This window comes from Leuconostoc gasicomitatum LMG 18811 (assembly GCF_000196855.1).
GTDB classification, from domain to species: domain Bacteria; phylum Bacillota; class Bacilli; order Lactobacillales; family Lactobacillaceae; genus Leuconostoc; species Leuconostoc gasicomitatum.
This window is the reverse complement of record NC_014319.1, coordinates 414,256-432,801: the sequence shown is the minus strand read 5'-3', so window position 1 is coordinate 432,801 and position 18,546 is coordinate 414,256. Positions and strand designations below refer to the sequence as shown.

Annotated in this window: 19 protein-coding genes; 2 read left to right on the top strand and 17 right to left on the bottom strand. The window is 37.4% G+C overall.

Annotated features, from left to right (window positions below; translation table 11 throughout):
• Positions 1–12: 12 nt before the first annotated feature.
• From hpt to pth, 6 genes are all read right to left on the bottom strand, one after another.
• Complete coding sequence (gene hpt, locus LEGAS_RS02150; RefSeq protein ID WP_010385764.1) at positions 13–552, bottom strand: hypoxanthine phosphoribosyltransferase; 540 nt, start codon at positions 550–552, stop codon at positions 13–15.
• Positions 552–1,859, bottom strand: coding sequence for a tRNA lysidine(34) synthetase TilS (gene tilS / locus LEGAS_RS02145; protein ID WP_013231258.1), 1,308 nt, complete (start codon positions 1,857–1,859; stop codon positions 552–554). Before tilS ends, hpt begins: the two co-directional genes overlap by 1 nt.
• Positions 1,860–1,888: 29 nt before the next feature.
• Entirely contained in the window at positions 1,889–2,284 is a 396-nt protein-coding gene (locus LEGAS_RS02140) for an FtsB family cell division protein (protein WP_010016337.1), read from the bottom strand.
• 74 nt (positions 2,285–2,358) lie between these two features.
• Entirely contained in the window at positions 2,359–2,643 is a 285-nt protein-coding gene (locus tag LEGAS_RS02135; RefSeq protein WP_010016338.1) for an RNA-binding S4 domain-containing protein, read from the bottom strand.
• 41 nt (positions 2,644–2,684) lie between these two features.
• On the bottom strand, positions 2,685–6,203 hold the full coding sequence (gene mfd, locus LEGAS_RS02130; protein WP_013231257.1) for a transcription-repair coupling factor: 3,519 nt from the start codon (positions 6,201–6,203) through the stop codon (positions 2,685–2,687).
• Positions 6,204–6,262: 59 nt separating this feature from the next.
• A complete protein-coding gene (gene pth / locus LEGAS_RS02125; protein WP_013231256.1) occupies positions 6,263–6,832 on the bottom strand; it encodes an aminoacyl-tRNA hydrolase in 570 nt (189 codons plus the stop codon).
• Positions 6,833–6,951: 119 nt separating this feature from the next.
• Here pth and cbpA point away from each other — a divergent pair, with 119 nt between their 5' ends.
• On the top strand, positions 6,952–7,596 hold the full coding sequence (cbpA, locus tag LEGAS_RS02120) for a cyclic di-AMP binding protein CbpA (RefSeq protein ID WP_013231255.1): 645 nt from the start codon (positions 6,952–6,954) through the stop codon (positions 7,594–7,596).
• Positions 7,597–7,617: 21 nt separating this feature from the next.
• Here the strand turns inward: cbpA and LEGAS_RS02115 are convergent, their stop codons facing one another.
• Both LEGAS_RS02115 and LEGAS_RS02110 read right to left on the bottom strand, forming a co-directional pair.
• Complete coding sequence (locus LEGAS_RS02115; protein ID WP_010389304.1) at positions 7,618–8,505, bottom strand: prenyltransferase; 888 nt, start codon at positions 8,503–8,505, stop codon at positions 7,618–7,620.
• Positions 8,506–8,592: 87 nt separating this feature from the next.
• Positions 8,593–8,973, bottom strand: a complete 381-nt coding sequence (locus LEGAS_RS02110; RefSeq protein WP_010389302.1) for a hypothetical protein — start codon at positions 8,971–8,973, stop codon at positions 8,593–8,595.
• Positions 8,974–9,194: 221 nt separating this feature from the next.
• Between LEGAS_RS02110 and LEGAS_RS02105 the strand changes: the two genes are divergently transcribed.
• Entirely contained in the window at positions 9,195–10,532 is a 1,338-nt protein-coding gene (locus tag LEGAS_RS02105; protein WP_010389300.1) for a C1 family peptidase, read from the top strand.
• 12 nt (positions 10,533–10,544) lie between these two features.
• Here the strand turns inward: LEGAS_RS02105 and LEGAS_RS02100 are convergent, their stop codons facing one another.
• The 9 genes from LEGAS_RS02100 to LEGAS_RS02060 form a co-directional block, all read right to left on the bottom strand.
• The gene (locus tag LEGAS_RS02100) at positions 10,545–10,943 is read right to left on the bottom strand and encodes a flavodoxin (protein WP_010389297.1); all 399 of its coding nucleotides are present in this window, start codon (positions 10,941–10,943) and stop codon (positions 10,545–10,547) included.
• 183 nt (positions 10,944–11,126) lie between these two features.
• The gene (gene groL / locus LEGAS_RS02095) at positions 11,127–12,746 is read right to left on the bottom strand and encodes a chaperonin GroEL (protein WP_010389294.1); all 1,620 of its coding nucleotides are present in this window, start codon (positions 12,744–12,746) and stop codon (positions 11,127–11,129) included.
• Between the two features lie 65 nt (positions 12,747–12,811).
• Positions 12,812–13,096, bottom strand: coding sequence for a co-chaperone GroES (gene groES, locus LEGAS_RS02090; protein WP_010389292.1), 285 nt, complete (start codon positions 13,094–13,096; stop codon positions 12,812–12,814).
• Positions 13,097–13,266: 170 nt separating this feature from the next.
• Positions 13,267–14,100, bottom strand: a complete 834-nt coding sequence (locus tag LEGAS_RS02085; protein ID WP_010389291.1) for a YitT family protein — start codon at positions 14,098–14,100, stop codon at positions 13,267–13,269.
• Positions 14,100–14,477 (bottom strand): DUF956 family protein, encoded by a 378-nt coding sequence (locus tag LEGAS_RS02080; RefSeq protein ID WP_010389288.1) that lies wholly within the window; start codon positions 14,475–14,477, stop codon positions 14,100–14,102. The genes LEGAS_RS02085 and LEGAS_RS02080 overlap by 1 nt, the downstream gene beginning before the upstream one ends.
• Positions 14,478–14,596: 119 nt before the next feature.
• The gene (locus LEGAS_RS02075) at positions 14,597–15,508 is read right to left on the bottom strand and encodes a PTS system mannose/fructose/sorbose family transporter subunit IID (protein ID WP_010389286.1); all 912 of its coding nucleotides are present in this window, start codon (positions 15,506–15,508) and stop codon (positions 14,597–14,599) included.
• A gap of 14 nt (positions 15,509–15,522) precedes the next feature.
• Positions 15,523–16,332, bottom strand: coding sequence for a PTS mannose/fructose/sorbose transporter subunit IIC (locus tag LEGAS_RS02070; protein ID WP_013231253.1), 810 nt, complete (start codon positions 16,330–16,332; stop codon positions 15,523–15,525).
• 35 nt (positions 16,333–16,367) lie between these two features.
• Positions 16,368–17,318: a mannose/fructose/sorbose PTS transporter subunit IIA gene (locus tag LEGAS_RS02065; protein ID WP_010386297.1), complete on the bottom strand. Its 951-nt coding sequence runs from the start codon at positions 17,316–17,318 to the stop codon at positions 16,368–16,370.
• Between the two features lie 206 nt (positions 17,319–17,524).
• Positions 17,525–18,505, bottom strand: a complete 981-nt coding sequence (locus LEGAS_RS02060; protein WP_010386295.1) for a type I phosphomannose isomerase catalytic subunit — start codon at positions 18,503–18,505, stop codon at positions 17,525–17,527.
• Positions 18,506–18,546 lie beyond the last annotated feature (41 nt).

Sequence of the window (18,546 nt, the reverse complement as noted above, 5' to 3'; positions counted from 1 at the left end):
AATTTCTAGAAGTTACTTAGTATAAACTTCTTTTTTCAAAATGCCAACATATGGCAAGTTCCGATACAACTCTTTGTAATCTAAACCATAGCCAACAACAAACTCATTGCGCACATTGAAACCAACATAATCAGCCTCAATGTCTACTTTTCGTCCAGCCTTTTTATCAAGTAACGTGGCCACTTTAATTGACGCTGCACCACGTTTTGCGAGTAACTCTTTCATAAAGAGTAAAGATTGCCCAGTATCTACAATGTCTTCTAAGATAATGACTTGACGTCCCATAATATCAGAACGAATATCAGTCACTAGGGTGATTTCATCTGTACTTTTAACACCACCATGATAGCTTGAAACATTGATAAATTCTAAATCAATATACAAATCTACCTCGCGTAATAAATCGGCTGTCCAAAGATAGGCACCCTTCAGCACTGACAACACAACTGGTTTTTCTCCAGCATAGTCTTGTGTAATTTGTTGACCTAATCGTACTGCTGCATCGTGTATGTTATCTTGATTAAACAACACTTCTTGTATATCATTATTCACTACTTTTCCTCAATTCGCCATGCTAACCAATATGGTTTCACATCTTGTTTGCTAACAAAATCCACATTCACACGCCAATGCTTACGCATTTTGACTGCGATAACCTCATCATTTTGATTTGCCAAGACTTGCATATCTTGACGTTCTAATGTTGATAATTTCTCATCAATTGCTAACCGTCGCAACTTTTTATGTCCATATATGAGTGCCAGTCTATCACTTGTTTTCACTGAACGCAAATATAAGTGCGTCGGCAATTGCGCTAGATTAAATGAGAAGCTTTGTTCATCACTGTTTGGTTCAGAATTTGTCCACAAAAACGTGTTTTCTGCGAAATTTTGCCACTGGTTTAATTTTAACATAATTGGTGGCAAAACTTGCAGTGTATTTGTCATTTTTGCACTGTTTTCAAGATGAATATATTGATAAGACTTAACAAAGTTAATATTTTTCGATAATTGTATCCTACCAGTGGGCTTTTTATCGTTATTGAGTAACTGAACGACTTGCAAAATTTGTGCTTGTTTAAACTGATAAATACCCTTTTTTTGAATATAATGTTTAATAGTCGGCTCCAACCAAATATTGGGAATAGTTTGCCAACTGTTCTCAATTGTTTGCACATATAGTTCAACTTGAGCAGTGATTAAATCATCTTGTTTTTTGATTTGCTCAGCAAATGAATTAATATGAGGAACCACACGGGGATTAATTTTTTTAAGTTGTGGGATAATGATTTGTCGCAAAAAATTTCGAGGCGTATACATGGCATCATGATTTGTTTTGTCTTCATGCCAATTCAAGTTGTGCTTTTGTGCATAACTAACCAATTCTTGCTTGGTTATGCACAAAAAAGGTCTAACAATACGCCGGTTTTGTTGACTCATTCCAGCTAATTGCATCAATTGTCCACCACGTATTAACTTTAATAATACCGTTTCTGCTTGATCATCTGCATGATGTGCAACTACAACAGTCGTCGTATGGTATTTACTAGCAAGCTGCTCAAAAAACTGATATCGGAAATCACGTGCTTGCTTTTCTACTGCAATATCTGGCACATTCAGCCATGCTGTTTGCTCAAATATTGCATGATATTTATCTGCTAAGTGGTGAACAAATTTTTCGTCCGCATCACTTTCCTCACGTAAATGATAGTTAACATGAGCAACAACAAGTTTTGCATCTGGTAACTGTTGCCGTAATGTATGCAATAGCACAACAGAATCGACGCCACCAGAAACAGCCACAATAACTGTGGCTTCCCAATGATATAATTGTAATTGTTTTTGAATTTTTTTAGTCATTATAGAAAAAGCACCAATTAGGTGCTGAGTTAATTATTATCTGATGGCAAGTTATAAATTATCTCACCTTGCTTTGTGTAACCGTATTTATCACGTAAAATTTGCTGTAAGTAAGTGGGATCATCTAAACGTTTTCGACTAGATTTCAAGTCACTATTTGTTTTTTGAACAGCTGTTAAACGATCTTGAGAAGCGGTTAACGTCACATTTGCCGTATGCAATTTAACTTGGCTGATTAATAATTGTATCGCAAATATTGTTGCAAAAACTGCACCAAAAAAGAGAATCTTCTTCTCACGATTAGCATGTGCCCTTTGATAATGCTTTTTAGCTTGCATATTGGCCGGTTCAGAATTACGAATAATAGCTCGTATCTCTGGGTTAACACGCTGTTTATGCGATTGTCTTCTGTTGTAAGTCGACATGAATTTTACCTATCCCTAGTGTCGCATGTTCTTATCATTTTTTCAACAATCTTTAGATTTGTTTAAACATTAAGTTATTTTTCATCACTAGTCTCTCGGAAATCTTGTGAAAAAGTCTCACTTACAATTTCATACATATCAGCTGAAGCCTCTTTTTTTGTTGTTTCAACAATTTTAGCTACCTTTACTGTCAAGGTTTTATTTCCAAATCGCACCTCAAGTTCATCATTTGTCGAAACATCTGATGACGATTTAGCTACTTTACCATTAATCGAAATGCGGCCTTGATCAGCAATTTCTTTAGCAACAGTTCGACGCTTAATTAAGCGTGACACTTTTAAATATTTATCTAAACGCATAGTTTTTTCCTCTTGATATTCTTAATTTTTATGACAAAATTTTATTTCGTTACTTGTTGACGTGCGATTACGACCAACAAAAAATCACGTAAAATATTCAACCAAATACTACTCTCAGCCACATCATTGACTGTGATGCTAACTTGTAAATTACCGGTCTCTGTTCGCACAGCTACCTTTAATGGCACATTGACTAATGTTTCAAAAATTGCTTCACCAGCCAATGCCGCCGTCGCATCAGAATTAAATATTATGACTAGCTGTTGTTTCTGTCGTCTTATATTCGTTACTCGTGCCTGATCAGCCAGTTGTTTGATTTGACCAACAAGCAATAGCCTAGCCACTTCATCTGGCATGTCACCAAAACGGTCCAGCATATCAGTTTCAATCTCTTCAAATTCTTTATCTGTTCGTGCTTCACGAATACGTGTATATAACTCAATTTTTTGTGCATTATCGGGCACATAAGTATCTGGTAAGTATGCCAATACACCAAGAATTAATTCAGCATCTGTTTCTGTCGGTTTGCTTGTTGTCACTGTGTACCCTTGTTTTGTAGCAACAGCGTCTTTTAACATCTTCGTATACATATCATAGCCAACTGAGTCAATAAACCCATGCTGTTGTTTACCGAGTATATCACCTGCGCCACGAATACTTAAATCACGCATGGCAATACGAAATCCTGAACCTAATTCTGTAAAATCACGAATGGCTTCTAGGCGTTTCTCCGCTTCTTCACTTGGCGTTCTTGAAAATGGATAAGTAAAGTAAGCATATGCTAAACGGGCTGAACGGCCGACACGACCACGTAGTTGATATAGTTGTGACAAGCCCATATGATCTGCGTTTTCAACAATTAACGTATTTGCATTGGGAATATCAACACCTGTTTCGATAATTGTTGTTGTGACTAAAACATCATAATTACCATTTAGAAAATCGTATAAAACACTTTCTAACTGTGTTTCAGACATTTGTCCATGAATGGCACCAACGCGTGCAGATGGTACTAAATCCTCTATTTGACTAGCAACACGATCAATATCGGCTACGCGATTATGCAAATAAAATGCCTGACCACCACGGGCAAGTTCCTTTTCAATGGCATTTCTCACAATTATCCAATCTGCCTCTAGAACATAGGTTTGAATCGGATAACGATTAGCCGGAGGTGTTTCGATAATTGATAAATCACGTGCACCAACCATCGCCATGTTTAATGTTCGTGGAATTGGTGTTGCAGTTAGCGTTAATACATCAACGCTATGACGCAATTGTTTGAGACGCTCCTTATGCTTGACCCCAAAACGTTGTTCTTCATCAATAATTAGCAGACCAAGATCCAAAAAATCAACATCTTTACTCAGTAAACGATGTGTGCCAACAACAATATCAATTTGATGTTCATTTAATTGTTTAATTACAAATTTATTTTGCGCAGTTGTCTGGAAACGACTGAGTACGCCAATTTTAATATTTGGAAAATCATTGAAGCGTGCTAACATCGTTTCATAATGTTGTTGGACCAAAATTGTTGTTGGTGCTAAAAACGCCACCTGTTTTCCCGCATGTACTGCTTTAAAAACTGCACGCAAAGCCACCTCTGTTTTGCCAAAGCCAACATCCCCTACTAACAGACGATCCATTGGTCGCACTTTTTGCATGTCAACTTTAATTTCTTCAATCGAGCGGATTTGATCTGGTGTTTCTGGATAACCAAATGCCATGTCAAATTTTAATTGTTCTGTATCATCTGGCGGAAAAGCATAGCCCTGTTGTGCTTCACGCTTGGCATAAAGCTCTAATAAATCATCAGCAATATCTTCAATTTTTGCAGCAACTTGGCGCTTAGTTTTAGCCCATTCAACACCCCCGAGTTTATTTAATTTAGGTGCTTTTGCAGCATCTGACGCACCAATATACTTCTGGATTAAATTCAACTGCGTGACTGGAATAAAAATCTTAGCATTTTTTTGATAGGCAATAGATAAATAATCTTGTTTGCCACCATCGACTGTCATTGTCTGTAAACCTTCATAACGACCAATGCCATGGTTGATATGAACAACGTAGTCACCAACATTTAATTCACTATATGACTTTAAACGCTCCGCATTATTAATTTTACGCTGTCTTGGCGCCACTTGCCGAGTTTGAGTAAATAATTCATGTGCTGTTAATACGATTAAATGTAATTTAGGCCATTCAAATCCTATGGCCAGGTTGCCTTTCATTATCTGCACCTGATTTGGTTGAACCTGACGGGTTTCAATAATTGGTACCTTAAAATCACTTAAAGACTCGCTGAGATGGTGGCTTTGTTTTTCATCGTTAATCAATAAAATAACTGTCATACCCGCATCTTGTGCATACTGTAAATCAGTTCTAAGTGTCTCAATTTGACCATAGTATTGGTTAGCCGGTCGCGTAGTGACTTCTTCAATATTGGTAAACTTAATATTATTCAAACCACGTTGAAAATTTGCTAAATAAATAACCGCACTTTTATTTTGCGTTAACAAATCAGCAAAATCTGCGCGTAACACTTGTCCAGGAATGAGTTGATAGGTTGATAACTGTTTGTCTAACCATTCTTGATCATAAGTTAACTGTTGGATCTGCATATCTTTTAATCGCGTGAATTCATCCACAAAGACCAAAACATCATCCGAAAAATAATCCAATAAAGTTGTTTCACCATCAAAAAAATGGGTCGCATAAGGTAATAATTGGTTCACACGTCCATGCTCATTTAACACATGTTGTGTTGCTGCAAATCCTTCTGTCGCATGTTTTTTTGCAACACCAGTCAACTCTTTGCGATAGTTATTAAATGCCGTCTCAATCGTTTGTTTAGCAATATCATACTGCGTCTCTGACACAATGAAATCAGTCGCTGGCTGCACATGATATTTTTTAAGTACAGTCGTACTTTTTTGTGTCGATACATCAAAATTTTTCAATTGGTCCAATTCATCATCAAAAAAGTCTAAACGAATAGGCTCATCACTAGTCAATGGGTAAATATCAATAATAGAACCACGTTGTGCGAATTCACCAGCACCTTGAACTAATTTTGTAGGTGTGTAACCCATCATCATTAAGGTTTTTTTTATATCATTTAACTGATAAGTTTGACCAACTGTTAATGACAATTTCGCCGCATCAACTGTTTCTGGTCTAGGTAATAAACGTTCAACTCCGGCTAAGCTTGTCACAATAACCTTTGCCTCGCCTTTTCTCAAGGCTAATAAACTAGCAACTCGTTGCAATCGTAAGTCAGGTGAACTAATAGCAATTTCTGTTGCCAAAGACTCTTCTGCCGGAAAATTAAAAACACTTGTCATCAGACTTGATAACTCGGAAAATAGTTGATCAGCATGTACTTGTGTGTCTGTAACGACTAACATTTGACGTGGATTTGCTTCATATAAGGCTGCGACGCTCGCAGCTCGAGCGCTACCATTGACGCCTAAAAGCAGCTGTGAAGAACCATCAGCTGCTTGCTCGTTAAGATGTTTAATTGTATCTGATTGCGCTAAAAAATGAGTTAACATACTTTAAAACTTGTTCCCCTATCAGTCGTTTGATATACGCGTTAAATCGTTCTTAAATATTAGCCGTTATATTTATTACTCAATTCTGATACGCTGTTACCTTGAATCCATTCTTCTATTGCCAGCGTGCTACGATCTAACATATGATTAACATCATCTGTTTCAGCGCGTGAAAATTTGCCTAGAACATAATGAATGACTGCCTGCTGTTCATGATTTGGATGCCCTAAACCAAACTTAAGTCGTAAGAATGTTTGTGAACCAGTATGTGCCATGATGGATTTCAAACCATTATGACCACCTGCTGACCCTTTTGCGCGAAAACGCAATTTACTAAAAGGTAAATCCATATCATCAACTAACACCATCACATCAGTGTTGATGTCACCCCCATAGTAATCTAATATTGCGCGAACTGCTTTACCAGAGTCATTCATATACGTCGTTGGCTTAACAAGTACTACTTGCTCACCATCAACAGTTAACTTCGCTATTGTAGCAAATTGTTTGCTAGGTGCAAATGACACACTATGCGCTGACGCAAAGGCATCAATAGCCATAAATCCAATATTATGCCTTGTTTTATCATATTCTAAACCAATATTACCTAATCCAATGATATATTTCATATTAATTATACGCGTTTCCTTACTAAAATTCTCAATCTTAATTACCAGTATAACAGAATTCTGTGTTATCATGATATATGGCTATTTAATGATAAAAAAATTAATTTTAGGATAAGTATATGCTCCATGAAAGTTTAATCACCCCAAAGTCAAAACTAACTACTGTGACTGAAAATACAACTATTGCACAAGTGAACGATTTATTTAATTCACCAAGCGAGTCACATACGCGTACTATGCCAATTTTAGATGAATCTGGCAACCTTTTTCGTGGCAACGTTTATAAGCAACATGTTTACGAACATATCGCTAAAAATGGTGATATGAACCTGCCAGTCACGACTATTATGCGCAATTCGACTAAATTTATTTATACAACAAGCCAATTTTATGAAGTTTTTTTTGCCATCCGTGATCTGCCTTTTATTGCTGTATTAGATGATAATCACCATTTTACCGGTATATTCACGCACGATGCATTAATGGATTTATTATCACAAAGCTGGTCTGTTCGCACTGGTGGTGTTGCCCTCTCTGTTGCAACACATAAGGCACAAGGCGATCTTAAAAAAATTTCAACAATCATAGCTAAATATTCAAATATTGAATCCGTGTTAAGTTTACAGCCATCAAATGGCACCATTACGTTAATGTTCACTTTACCACTTGTATTTGATAGCATCACATTACAAAAACTCGTGAAACATTTAGAAAAAAGACACTTTGAAGTGATCAGTATTGAAAATTTACAACGTTTTAACTAAAAAAGCCCTAACGGGCTTTTTTTATAACCATATACCAGCTAAAATAACTATTGTCATGCCGCACATCACAATGACCAAGTTTTTAATGGCCAAAACAAAGGTTTCTTGCTTCACTGGTCGTCTAATAAATGCACGAGCATTTTTAATGACAATTGGCAATAATATTACCATAGCATAGCTCGTAATCGGTAACCAGCCAACTAATGTCGCAATTATAACCTCAATAAAAGCAGCAATAGTCCAAAACATATAGACTTTTTTACTTGACGCCATGCCAAGGTAATGGACAAGTGTTTGCCGTTGATTTTCCTCATCCTCATCGTGGTCTGCAATGTTGTTAGCAAACATAATTTCAGCAATGAAAATAGTTAAAGGTAAACTAACAATTAACCATTGGAACAAGACATTTATTGTGGGTACCATACGTGTATTAACGTAAACTTGTGCGATAAAAATGAAATATCCCATTGTTATACCAGACACAACTTCACCAAACGGTGTATTTGTAATTGGTTTTGGACCAGCAGAATATAGATAGCCAATCAAAAAACTAATAATACCGATAATCCACGTAATATAATCCGTTCTTAACGCAACAGCGATCCCAGCTAACACAGCAATACCAGCTAAAGTTTCAGCAACATGAAGCACTTGCTTATTAGTTATTACCTCACCTTGCGCCTTTTCACGTAAAAATTCATTGGATTTTTGACGTTTGGCATCTTCATATCGGTTAAATGTATTAACTGCCAGATGTACACTGATGGTCGCAATAATTAATAATATTGCATTCAACCAATTAACGCGAGCATACTGCCATTGACTATACGCCAAGCCAACCATCAAAGGTGCAACGCTAGGAATTACCACGCGAATTTCAACTAAATCTAAAAACTGTTTTGGTGTCATTCTTAATTTAAACCTCTAATAAAACATTTTACCAGAAAACAACCCCAAACGGTTTCTCGCATCTTAATTTTTATAACAGACTACAAATTATTTAGTAGTGAAGGCTTGGAAAGCTTCACGCAAACTACTAGCATACTCGCCATTGTCACGCACTGGTGCGTCCATAGCAAATCCTAACAAAAAGTCCTGCACATCATCATCAATTAATTGTTCCACCAAGGACATCAAGTCATCAGAAGTTGGCACATCAACATTATTTTTGAGTGTTGCAACGCCAATATCACCATAATTTAGCTCTGCACGAAAGCCTACAGCAGCTGATTTAATATCAACGTAAATGTTTTCATCTTTATCAATCCATACGCGAAAAGGTGCTTGGCTTTCAAATGTGTAGGGAATATTAATAATTTCGGCGGCAGCAGTCAATGCTTCGCCTTGTTCTTTTTCAGTTAAGCCGTGTTTTTTCATTATCATGATCCTTATTTTCAGTTTTTGACCATGTCAGACAACTTGCACAGTCTACCTTAACTATGCACCTTATTACAAAATTTGCAAGTTATAGCTCTTATAACACGAGGCTGTAAAGCAAGTTTAATCATTGTGTGTCTCCTGATTAGTTTTATTTCACAAGTACTTGTTCTTTATACTTAATCGCGTTATATTGTATTTATATGAAAAAGGAGCTCATAATGTCTTCAGAAATAACAAAACAACAACTCACTGAATTTAAACAATCAGCACAATCACCGTTAACGACAATCGCTCGTCGTGCTACCACAAAAAACGGGATTCACAATGCAAGTTTTAATCAAGAAATTGTTAATGCAAATGTACCGACTTTTTCAATTGATTTGAACACAGGTAAAGTAGCTAATCAGAAAAAATCTGGCCGTTGCTGGATGTTTGCCGCACTTAATACGATGCGTCATGATATTAAAGATTTATTTCATTTAGATGGTGATTTTCAATTGTCTCAAAGCTACACTTTTTTTTGGGATAAATTTGAAAAGGCGAATTACTTTTACGAAAATGTGCTAAACACTGCTAATTCTCCTCTTGACTCACGCCAAGTTTCTTTTTTAATGGCAACGCCACAACAAGATGGTGGTCAGTGGGATATGATTGTCTCACTAATCGAAAAATACGGTGTCGTACCTCAATCTGTTTACCCAGAGTCAGCGGCATCATCAGATTCTCATGAGTTTAACATAACATTTAACACTTTATTACGCCATGATGCGATTATCTTACGTGACCTTGTGTCTCAAAAATCATCACAGCATGATATAGACAGCACTCGTAAAAATATGTTATCTCATATTTATCGTGTCCTATCGATTACATTTGGTGAACCACCAGTCACTTTTGATTTTGAATACCGTGATACTGAAAAGCAATTTCAAATTGAACGACAGTTAACACCACAAACTTACTTTGAAAAATTTGTTAACTGGGACTTGTCAGAATATATATCAATTATTAACGCGCCAACCGCAGATAAGCCTTTCAATGCAACGTACAATGTTGACATGTTAGGTAATGTTATTGGTGGACGTCAAGTGAAACATTTAAATGTGCCTATTGAAACAATGAAATCATTTGCTATCGCGCAACTAAAAGATGGCAAATCCGTCTGGTTCGGTGTTGACATGGGTCCACAAGTCGATCGTGCAAACGGTCTCATGGCTGACGGTATTTTTGCCACAGATGACTTATTCCAAGTTCATTCAGATATGACAAAAGCACAACGTTTAGCCTATGGTGATAGCTTAATGACACATGCCATGGTTTTGACGGGTGTTGATTTGGATGAGAACGGTCACCCAATAAAATGGCAAGTTGAAAACTCATGGGGTGAAGAAGCTGGTAAAAATGGTTACTTCACAATGTCAGATGAATGGATGAGCGAATACGCCTATCAAGTTGTTGTCAAAAAAGAATATCTTGGTCCAGAATTAGTCAATATCTACGATAATGCCACACCAAAACTATTAGCACCATGGGATCCCATGGGTGCCTTAGCATAAATAATTCTGTGGTTATAACATGTCAGGGTTAAAGTTAGCATCAATCATTGCATCAGGTGCTAACTTTTTTAGTGTCTTTAAACTCATTTCCAGCGTACTTTTTCCACTTGTAATGAACGGTTTAATATGTTTACCTGATAAATCATTTGCCATTAAAAATCCTTGCATCGCTAAAGACATATCCCCTCCCCACATAGGATAACCTAAATAGATCACATCGTCGTCTATATCAATTTTATGAGCAGTTGGGATAACACCCTTTGCTTTTTCTCTTGTAAACCGCGCCAAAACAAGGGGGTTACTTTTATATGGTTTATCAAGTTGTATTTCGTAAAGCTCATCTTCAGTTTTTTTGGCAATTTCTAGCGCTACTTTTTTAGTATGCCCAGTTAAAGAATAATAAATAATCATCATTTCTCCCGTAAATATCTTATAGTAAAGTCATTGATAGTATTATAGTTTATTGTGAAAATAATATCAAATTTAATATATGGCATAATCTGCTATATACAAAAAACGGGTGCTACGTATCATAACCTAGCACCCGTTTTTAAAATATTTATAATTAATGACAACAATAAAACTAAAATTAAATTACATCATACCTGGCATACCACCTTGTGGCATGGCTGGTACAGAATCATCACTTGGTAACTCAGCTACAACGGCTTCTGTTGTTAGCAACAAAGCTGACACTGATGCAGCATTTTGCAAAGCTGAACGCGTTACTTTAGTTGGATCAACAATACCAGCTGCAATCATATCTACCCATTCGTTTGTTGCGGCATTGTAACCAAAGCCTTCAACTTGTTCTTTCAACTTATTAACAATCACTGATCCTTCAAAACCAGCATTTTCAACAATTTGACGAACTGGCGCTTCTAAGGCCTTAATAACAGTATTAATACCAGTTTGAACATCACCTTCTTCTGACAAAGCAGTCACAGCTGAAATAGCGTTAACTAGCGCTGTACCACCACCAGAAACGAAACCTTCTTCAACAGCGGCACGTGTGGCATTCAAAGCATCTTCAATACGATACTTGCGTTCTTTTAATTCAGTTTCAGTTGCAGCACCCACGTTGATAACCGCAACACCACCAGCCAACTTTGCCAAACGTTCTTGTAACTTTTCACGATCAAAGTCAGAAGTTGTTTCAGCAATTTGTTGCTTGATAATGTCTACACGTGTGGCAACCGCATTTTTGTCACCCGAACCTTCAACAATTGTTGTGTTATCCTTTGAAACATTAACCTTACTTGCTTGTCCAAGTTGATCAATAGTAACATCTTTCAAGTTCAAACCAAGATCTTCAGTAATGACAGTACCACCAGTCAAAACTGCGATATCTTCTAATTGGGCTTTACGACGATCACCAAAGCCTGGCGCCTTAACTGCAACAACGCTGAATGTGCCACGCATCTTGTTCAAAACGAGTGTTGGCAAAGCCTCACCAGTAATATCATCAGCAATAATCAACAATGCACGGCCTTGTTCAACAACACTCTGCAATACTGGCAAAACATCTTGAATATTGCTAATCTTTTTATCTGTGATCAAGATATATGGGTTATCCAAGTTGGCTTCCATTTTATCGTTATCGGTCACCATGTACTGTGACATATAACCACGATCAAATTGCATACCCTCAACAACATCTAAGGTTGTTTCGATACCCTTTGATTCTTCGATTGTGATCACACCATCATTGCCAACTTTATCCATGGCTTCAGCAATCAATTCGCCAACTTCTTCATTAGAAGCAGAAATTGATGCAATTTGTGCAATTTCTGCTTTTGTGCTAACCGTATGTGACATTTCATGCAACTTTTTAACAGCTGCAGCAGTAGCCTTTTCAATTCCGGTACGTATGCCAACTGGATTAGCGCCAGCAGTCACGTTCTTTAAACCTTCAGCCACAATTGCTTGTGTTAAAACAGTAGCCGTTGTTGTGCCGTCACCAGCAATATCATTTGTTTTTGAAGCAACTTCAGCCACCAGCTTTGCACCCATATTTTCAAAGTGATCTTCAAGTTCGATCGCTTTGGCAATTGTGACACCATCATTTGTAATGGTTGGTGCGCCATATGACTGTTCCAAAACAACATTACGTCCCTTAGGCCCAATTGTCGTCTTAACTGTGTCAGCTAGCTTATCAACGCCAGCCTTCATCTTTGAACGTGCATCTTCTGAAAACTTTAATTCTTTAGCCATTATTAAAATACCTCTTTAGAATTTTTTATTTAATACTAATTTTTGACGTCGATTATTTGTGTTATTTATTCTACAATTGCAACAATATCTTTTTCATGGAGTGCGAGGTAATCTGTACCCTCAAAGGATACTTCTTGTCCTGCATACTTGTCAAACAATACTTCGTCGTTAATTTTAACTGCTAATTCACGAACAGACCCATCATTTAATACATATCCTGTGCCTGCAGCAACAATCTTACCAGTTACTGGCTTATCCTTAGCATTATTTGCTAACACAATGCCACCAACCGTTTGTTCTGCAGCTTCTGTTACTTCAATAATCACGCGATCACCTAATGGCTTTAACATGAGAAAACACCTCCGATTTTTAGTTTTAGCACTCTTTTTAATTGAGTGCTAAATACAACTTTAAGTATATCACTTTGGCATTTATTGTCAATAAAAAGCGTCTCAAATTGGTTAGGTTTTATCTCACTAATTTGAAGCGCTTTTTATCACATTTATAGTGATACTTTTAATTACACAAATGTCCCACCATGTGCTTCGCTTATGTCATATGCAATTATGAACGCTTGCGGATCTACTGCATGCAGGCCGCGCACTAAATGATTATATTCATGGTTATCTAAGATAACCATCAACATTTCACGCGCATCGCCTGTATAGCCACCATGTACACCCATCACCGTATAACTAGTTTCATTTTCAGTTAAATAGACTTTCACATCTTCGATGCGTGCATTACTCGTAATATAAATCATCTTGCGACGATCTAATCCTGTTTCTATGTAGTTCATTACGGCTGCTGTAATGATCAAAGAAAACATTGCCAATATTAATGCCCCGAGTCCCTCTGTTAATAAGTTGCCAAGAGACACAACGGTATCAATAACTAATAGTGATAATGCCGGCGCAATTCTAAAGTATTTTTTTAAAATCATAGGTGGCACGGCTGTTCCACCACTAGAAGCATCAACACGATAAAGCATTGCAACGCCTATGGCAAAAATGGTCCCACCAACTAATACTGCAAAAGTCCGATCTGTCAATATTTGAAAACTTGGTGTTAATTTTAATAATATTGGTAATACTAAACTACCAAACGTAATACGAGCAGTTGTGCCACGATCTAAAAAGATCGCCGCCAAGATAATCATCAGTAAATTGACAACCAAAACTGTGATTGCTCTGTCAAAACCAACTAACTCATACATCAAGATGGCAAAACCTGTCGCACCGCCTGCAGCAACTTTCGCTGGTACATAGAAAAAATTAATACTCACCGCGACAATTTCTAAGGCAATAACAATTGTTAAATAACGTACAACTTGAAATTTCTGCAATAATTTCATTAAACGCCCTTCTTGTTTTTCTTCTTAAACATCATCGATAATCGCTTTAGAACTGTTGGATTTTTTAGTATTTTATCATTTCCAATATGCCCACGTGCTGTTTTTAATAATCGACCAGATTCTGCTGACGAAAAATCAAACTTGCCTTTATCAGTTTCTATTCGAAAACGCCGACTCACTTTATTATTTGAAGATACACTGGTGTACACGGCTGTGATGTTATCCCAGGGAATTTGAATAAAATCATCAACATTATTGTCATTGAAAAATTCAAAAGCTTTGTCACCAATTAAGAACTTACCATATTGTGCGCCAATACCCAAAAAGGAGATGCCTTGCGCAGTGATTTCTACCTTTTTATTCAGAGATTGTACCATTTATTTGTCCCCCTTTTTTCTATGCTTGTTTGTATCATGACAACAATTATTTAAACAAGCAATATGTACAAAGGCGCTCGTCAAATTGGCGAGCGCACTTTATTAATTCAATTATTAAATTACATAATGTGAAGTACACGCATCAAGATACCAAAGATAAAGATGCCTATAATCATAACAATTGGTGAAACTTTTTTCTTAAGCAACCACATAGCCAAGAATGTTAACAACAAGCCCATCAATCCAGGAATCAAGCTATCTAAGTTAGCTTGCAACGTATTGGGTGCCATCTTTGTCAGAGACAATCCAGAAGCTTGATCGGCCAATATTTGTTGTAATTTACCACCAGTAACTGAACCATTAGGGAAGTTAATGTAAGCACCTTCGGCTAGTTTCTTAGCTGGCAATGAAACAGCAAATTTAATCGAAACCCAACGTTCCACTAAGACTGCTAGGATAAACATACCAAGAATTGACGCTCCCTTAGTAATATCCTTCAACAAGCCACCTGAAAGATCCTGTGTAATAGCAGATCCAGCGCGGTAACCAAATTCTTGTGTATACCAGATAAATGACATACGGATCAGGTTCCACAAAACAAAGAACAAGATTGGACCCAATATGTTTCCTGAAAGTGCTAATGAAGCACCCAGTGCCCCTAATATAGGACGAACGGTGAACCAGAAGACTGGATCGCCAATACCGGCCAAAGGACCCATCATACCAATTTTAACACCTTGAATCGCAGTATCATCAATTGCAGCACCGTTGGCACGTTCTTCTTCCAAAGCCAACGTCACACCAATAATAGGTGAAGCAACATATGGATGAGTATTAAAGAATTCCAAGTGTCGCTTCAAAGCGGCTGTACGGTCTTCTTTTGTTGTGTATAACTTTTTAATAGCTGGAATTAAAGTATACGCCCAGCCGACGTTTTGCATACGTTCGTAGTTCCATGAACCCTGTAAAAATTGTGAACGCCATGCGACAGACAAACGATCATTACGTGTTAGTTCAATCTTTTCAGTCATCGTATCGCTCCCTTCTAATACTGGTTCAAAATGTCGCCAACCGGATCACCCGAATTACCGCCATTTGAACCACCGCCATTATTGCCACCCATCTTTGATAGATTGATGTAAATCAAAGCAAGTGAAACACCAATGGCACCAAGAGCAATTAATGTTAACTGACTAACAGCAGCCAAGGCAAAGCCAATAGCAAAGAATGGCCATACTTCACGTGTTGCCATCATATTAATAACCATTGCATAACCAACCGCAACAACCATACCACCACCGATTGTCATACCACCGGTAAGCCAAGCAGGCATTGCAGTTAGTGCCGCTTGCACTGCAGAAGCTGGAATAGCAATTAACAAACCAGCCGGAATAGCAATACGCAAACCTTGTAGCAAGATACCAACCAAATGTAAGCGTTCAATGGTCTGATACTTACCCTCCTTGGCTGCCGCATCAGCGCCATGGGTCAAACCAACAGCGATTGTACGAACAATCATGGTTAGGAACAAACCAGCAACAGCCAATGGAATAGCTGAAGCAACGGCAACACCAATACCAGTTGACGTAAAGTTACCACCTTTAACCATGATAATTGACGAAGCAACTGAGGCTAGCGCAATATCTGGTGCCACAGCGGCACCAATGTTGGCCCAACCAAGGGCGATCATTTGTAATGAACCACCTAGCATAATTCCTGCTGTTAAATGACCAGTAACCAATCCAATTAATGTTGCCGAAACCAATGGTTGATGAATTTGAAATTCATCCAAAATACCTTCCATACCTGCAAAGAAGGCAATGATTACGACTAAAACCATTGCGATTATAGACATAGTTTAAACACCTTTCCTAATAAACGTTTTTTAAATTACTTAACGTTAGCTTTCTTAATTAAATCAAACAAGTTCGCACTGTTATCACTTGGTACCTTACGAACATCGAACACAACGCCCATGTCACGCAACTTCTCAAAGGCTGCAACATCTGTTTTATCCATTGACAACACTTTGTTAACCATCGTTTTGCCTTCTGAATGTGCCATAGAACCAACGTTCAGCGATTTAATTGGCACACCACCTTCTACGGCTCTTAGCACATCCTCCACTGTTTCAAACAATAAGAACGCATCAACACCACCTAAGCGGTCATCAGAAGCAACCTCTACCATTTTACTAATTGGTACGATATTAGCTTGAACTCCGTTAGGTGCAGCTTGTTGAATCAAACTCTTACGCAATTCGTCGTGAGCAACTGCATCGGAAACAACAATAATACGGTTTGCTTTTGAATCTGGTGTCCAAGCAGTTGCAACCTGACCGTGTAACAGTCGTGTGTCTAACCGTACTAATTTTATATTGATGTGACCTGCTTTTAAGCCAGCTGTTGCGTCAGCTTTTACAACCGCCTTTGGCTTCTCTTCTTCCGCTTCTGGAACAGAACGAACACCATCTTTGGCAACTGGTACTAAATACTTGGCCAAATCGGCCGCTGTGTTCATCCCAAGTCGACCACCATATGCTTCAATAAGCATGGGCAAATTCAAACCAGCAACAATTGCTTTATGTTCTGCATCTTGCTTTTGAATTAAGCTAGCTCGGTTGAACGGTGATCCTCCCCATAAATCGACCAAAAACAATGTGTCATCATCATTATCAAACTTTGCTAATGCTTCTTGATAATGCTTATCTAAATCGTCTGGTCCCTCTGTGGGTTGAAACGTGACGACTTCGACGTTTTTTTGTTCTCCGAAAATCATTGAACCTGACATTAAAATGCCTTTTGCAAAGTCACCATGACTGGCAACAATAAGATTAACCATCGATAATCTCCTTCTACATAAATTGTTTACCTATTGATTATAACGGAGTACTCTCAAATTGTAAACGCTTTCATGATAATATATTGTACTATCATTTACATTTACTAGTATACGCTAGTTATGAAAGAAAGTAAACGCTTTCATTACACTTTACACGCTTTAATCGTAAAAATTACACGCAGCTTTCTGAAAATTTACAAGATTCTTTAATTATCTAAATAGGCTAGTTCTTGATTACTATAACTATCCGGTGTTACAAAGCTAACCATGATGTCCCCATGACCATCTAATGTATAATTACCAGTGTCTTTTAACATAATAAAATTATCACCTTTTTTGAGATAATATGTTGTTTCATTGTCAGTTAATGTCACTTCTCCGGCAATAACATTAAAAAGTTCATAAGAATGGTGCTGATTGAAGTTACTTAAACCACGAACTGATAATTTATCAATTGTAAATTTAGGAGATGTTAAAAGCCGTGTTAAAATTGTACTGCCTTGGATACGGGTCCGTTGATTTAAAATCGGATCAACGTGCGGTACTTTTGTCACTGCGATAGCTTCTTCAATCTGCAGTGGACGTAACTTGTTTGTTGTCAAATCTACTCTATCAAAATCATAAAAACGATAGGTCGTATCAGAACTCTGTTGAATTTCCAAAGCTAATACACCTGCACCTAACGCGTGAAATGTACCAGCAGGGACATAAAAAAAGTCACCTTTTTGAACAGGAATTGTTCGTAATAGTTTATCCCATGCTTTTTCTGCTACTAGATTTTTAAGATCAGCTTGATCAGTGGCATAATGACCATAATATAATTTGGCATCGGGTGTTGAATCTAAGATATACCAACTTTCAGTTTTCCCAAAATTTTCTGAGGATTGCTTATCATTTGGATGCACTTGAATTGATAAGTTTTCATGTGCATCAAGTATTTTAACTAACAATGGAAACTCTTGATTTTCATCATGGCCACCAAACAAATCCGGCTGTTCATTCCATATTTCGGTTAATGTTTTACCCTTATATTGGCCATTAATAACGGTTGAAACACCATTATTATGCGCTGCAATAACCCACGCCTCGCCAACATGATCAGATGCTAAATCATAATTGAATTGTTTCAGATTTGTACCACCCCAAATCTTATTATGAAGTTCTGGTTGTAAAATCAACACTGTCATTGTCTAATTCTCCTTTTCATATAATAGCTTATTTGCTACAT

Excerpts from the sequence above, each read along its gene's own strand:
- LEGAS_RS02100 (WP_010389297.1), bottom strand. The coding sequence starts at position 10,943 with ATGATTATTTATTATTCTTTAACTGGGCATACTAAAAAAGTAGCGCTA.
- LEGAS_RS02135 (WP_010016338.1), bottom strand. The coding sequence starts at position 2,643 with ATGCGTTTAGATAAATATTTAAAAGTGTCACGCTTAATTAAGCGTCGA.
- groL (WP_010389294.1), bottom strand. The coding sequence starts at position 12,746 with ATGGCTAAAGAATTAAAGTTTTCAGAAGATGCACGTTCAAAGATGAAG.
- LEGAS_RS02140 (WP_010016337.1), bottom strand. The coding sequence starts at position 2,284 with ATGTCGACTTACAACAGAAGACAATCGCATAAACAGCGTGTTAACCCA.
- tilS (WP_013231258.1), bottom strand. The coding sequence starts at position 1,859 with ATGACTAAAAAAATTCAAAAACAATTACAATTATATCATTGGGAAGCC.
- LEGAS_RS02075 (WP_010389286.1), bottom strand. The coding sequence starts at position 15,508 with ATGACTGAAAAGATTGAACTAACACGTAATGATCGTTTGTCTGTCGCA.
- groES (WP_010389292.1), bottom strand. The coding sequence starts at position 13,096 with ATGTTAAAGCCATTAGGTGATCGCGTGATTATTGAAGTAACAGAAGCT.
- mfd (WP_013231257.1), bottom strand. The coding sequence starts at position 6,203 with ATGTTAACTCATTTTTTAGCGCAATCAGATACAATTAAACATCTTAAC.
- LEGAS_RS02115 (WP_010389304.1), bottom strand. The coding sequence starts at position 8,505 with ATGACACCAAAACAGTTTTTAGATTTAGTTGAAATTCGCGTGGTAATT.
- LEGAS_RS02110 (WP_010389302.1), bottom strand. The coding sequence starts at position 8,973 with ATGAAAAAACACGGCTTAACTGAAAAAGAACAAGGCGAAGCATTGACT.
- LEGAS_RS02060 (WP_010386295.1), bottom strand. The coding sequence starts at position 18,505 with ATGACAGTGTTGATTTTACAACCAGAACTTCATAATAAGATTTGGGGT.
- pth (WP_013231256.1), bottom strand. The coding sequence starts at position 6,832 with ATGAAATATATCATTGGATTAGGTAATATTGGTTTAGAATATGATAAA.
- cbpA (WP_013231255.1), top strand. The coding sequence starts at position 6,952 with ATGCTCCATGAAAGTTTAATCACCCCAAAGTCAAAACTAACTACTGTG.
- LEGAS_RS02105 (WP_010389300.1), top strand. The coding sequence starts at position 9,195 with ATGTCTTCAGAAATAACAAAACAACAACTCACTGAATTTAAACAATCA.
- LEGAS_RS02065 (WP_010386297.1), bottom strand. The coding sequence starts at position 17,318 with ATGGTTAATCTTATTGTTGCCAGTCATGGTGACTTTGCAAAAGGCATT.
- LEGAS_RS02080 (WP_010389288.1), bottom strand. The coding sequence starts at position 14,477 with ATGGTACAATCTCTGAATAAAAAGGTAGAAATCACTGCGCAAGGCATC.
- LEGAS_RS02085 (WP_010389291.1), bottom strand. The coding sequence starts at position 14,100 with ATGAAATTATTGCAGAAATTTCAAGTTGTACGTTATTTAACAATTGTT.
- LEGAS_RS02070 (WP_013231253.1), bottom strand. The coding sequence starts at position 16,332 with ATGTCTATAATCGCAATGGTTTTAGTCGTAATCATTGCCTTCTTTGCA.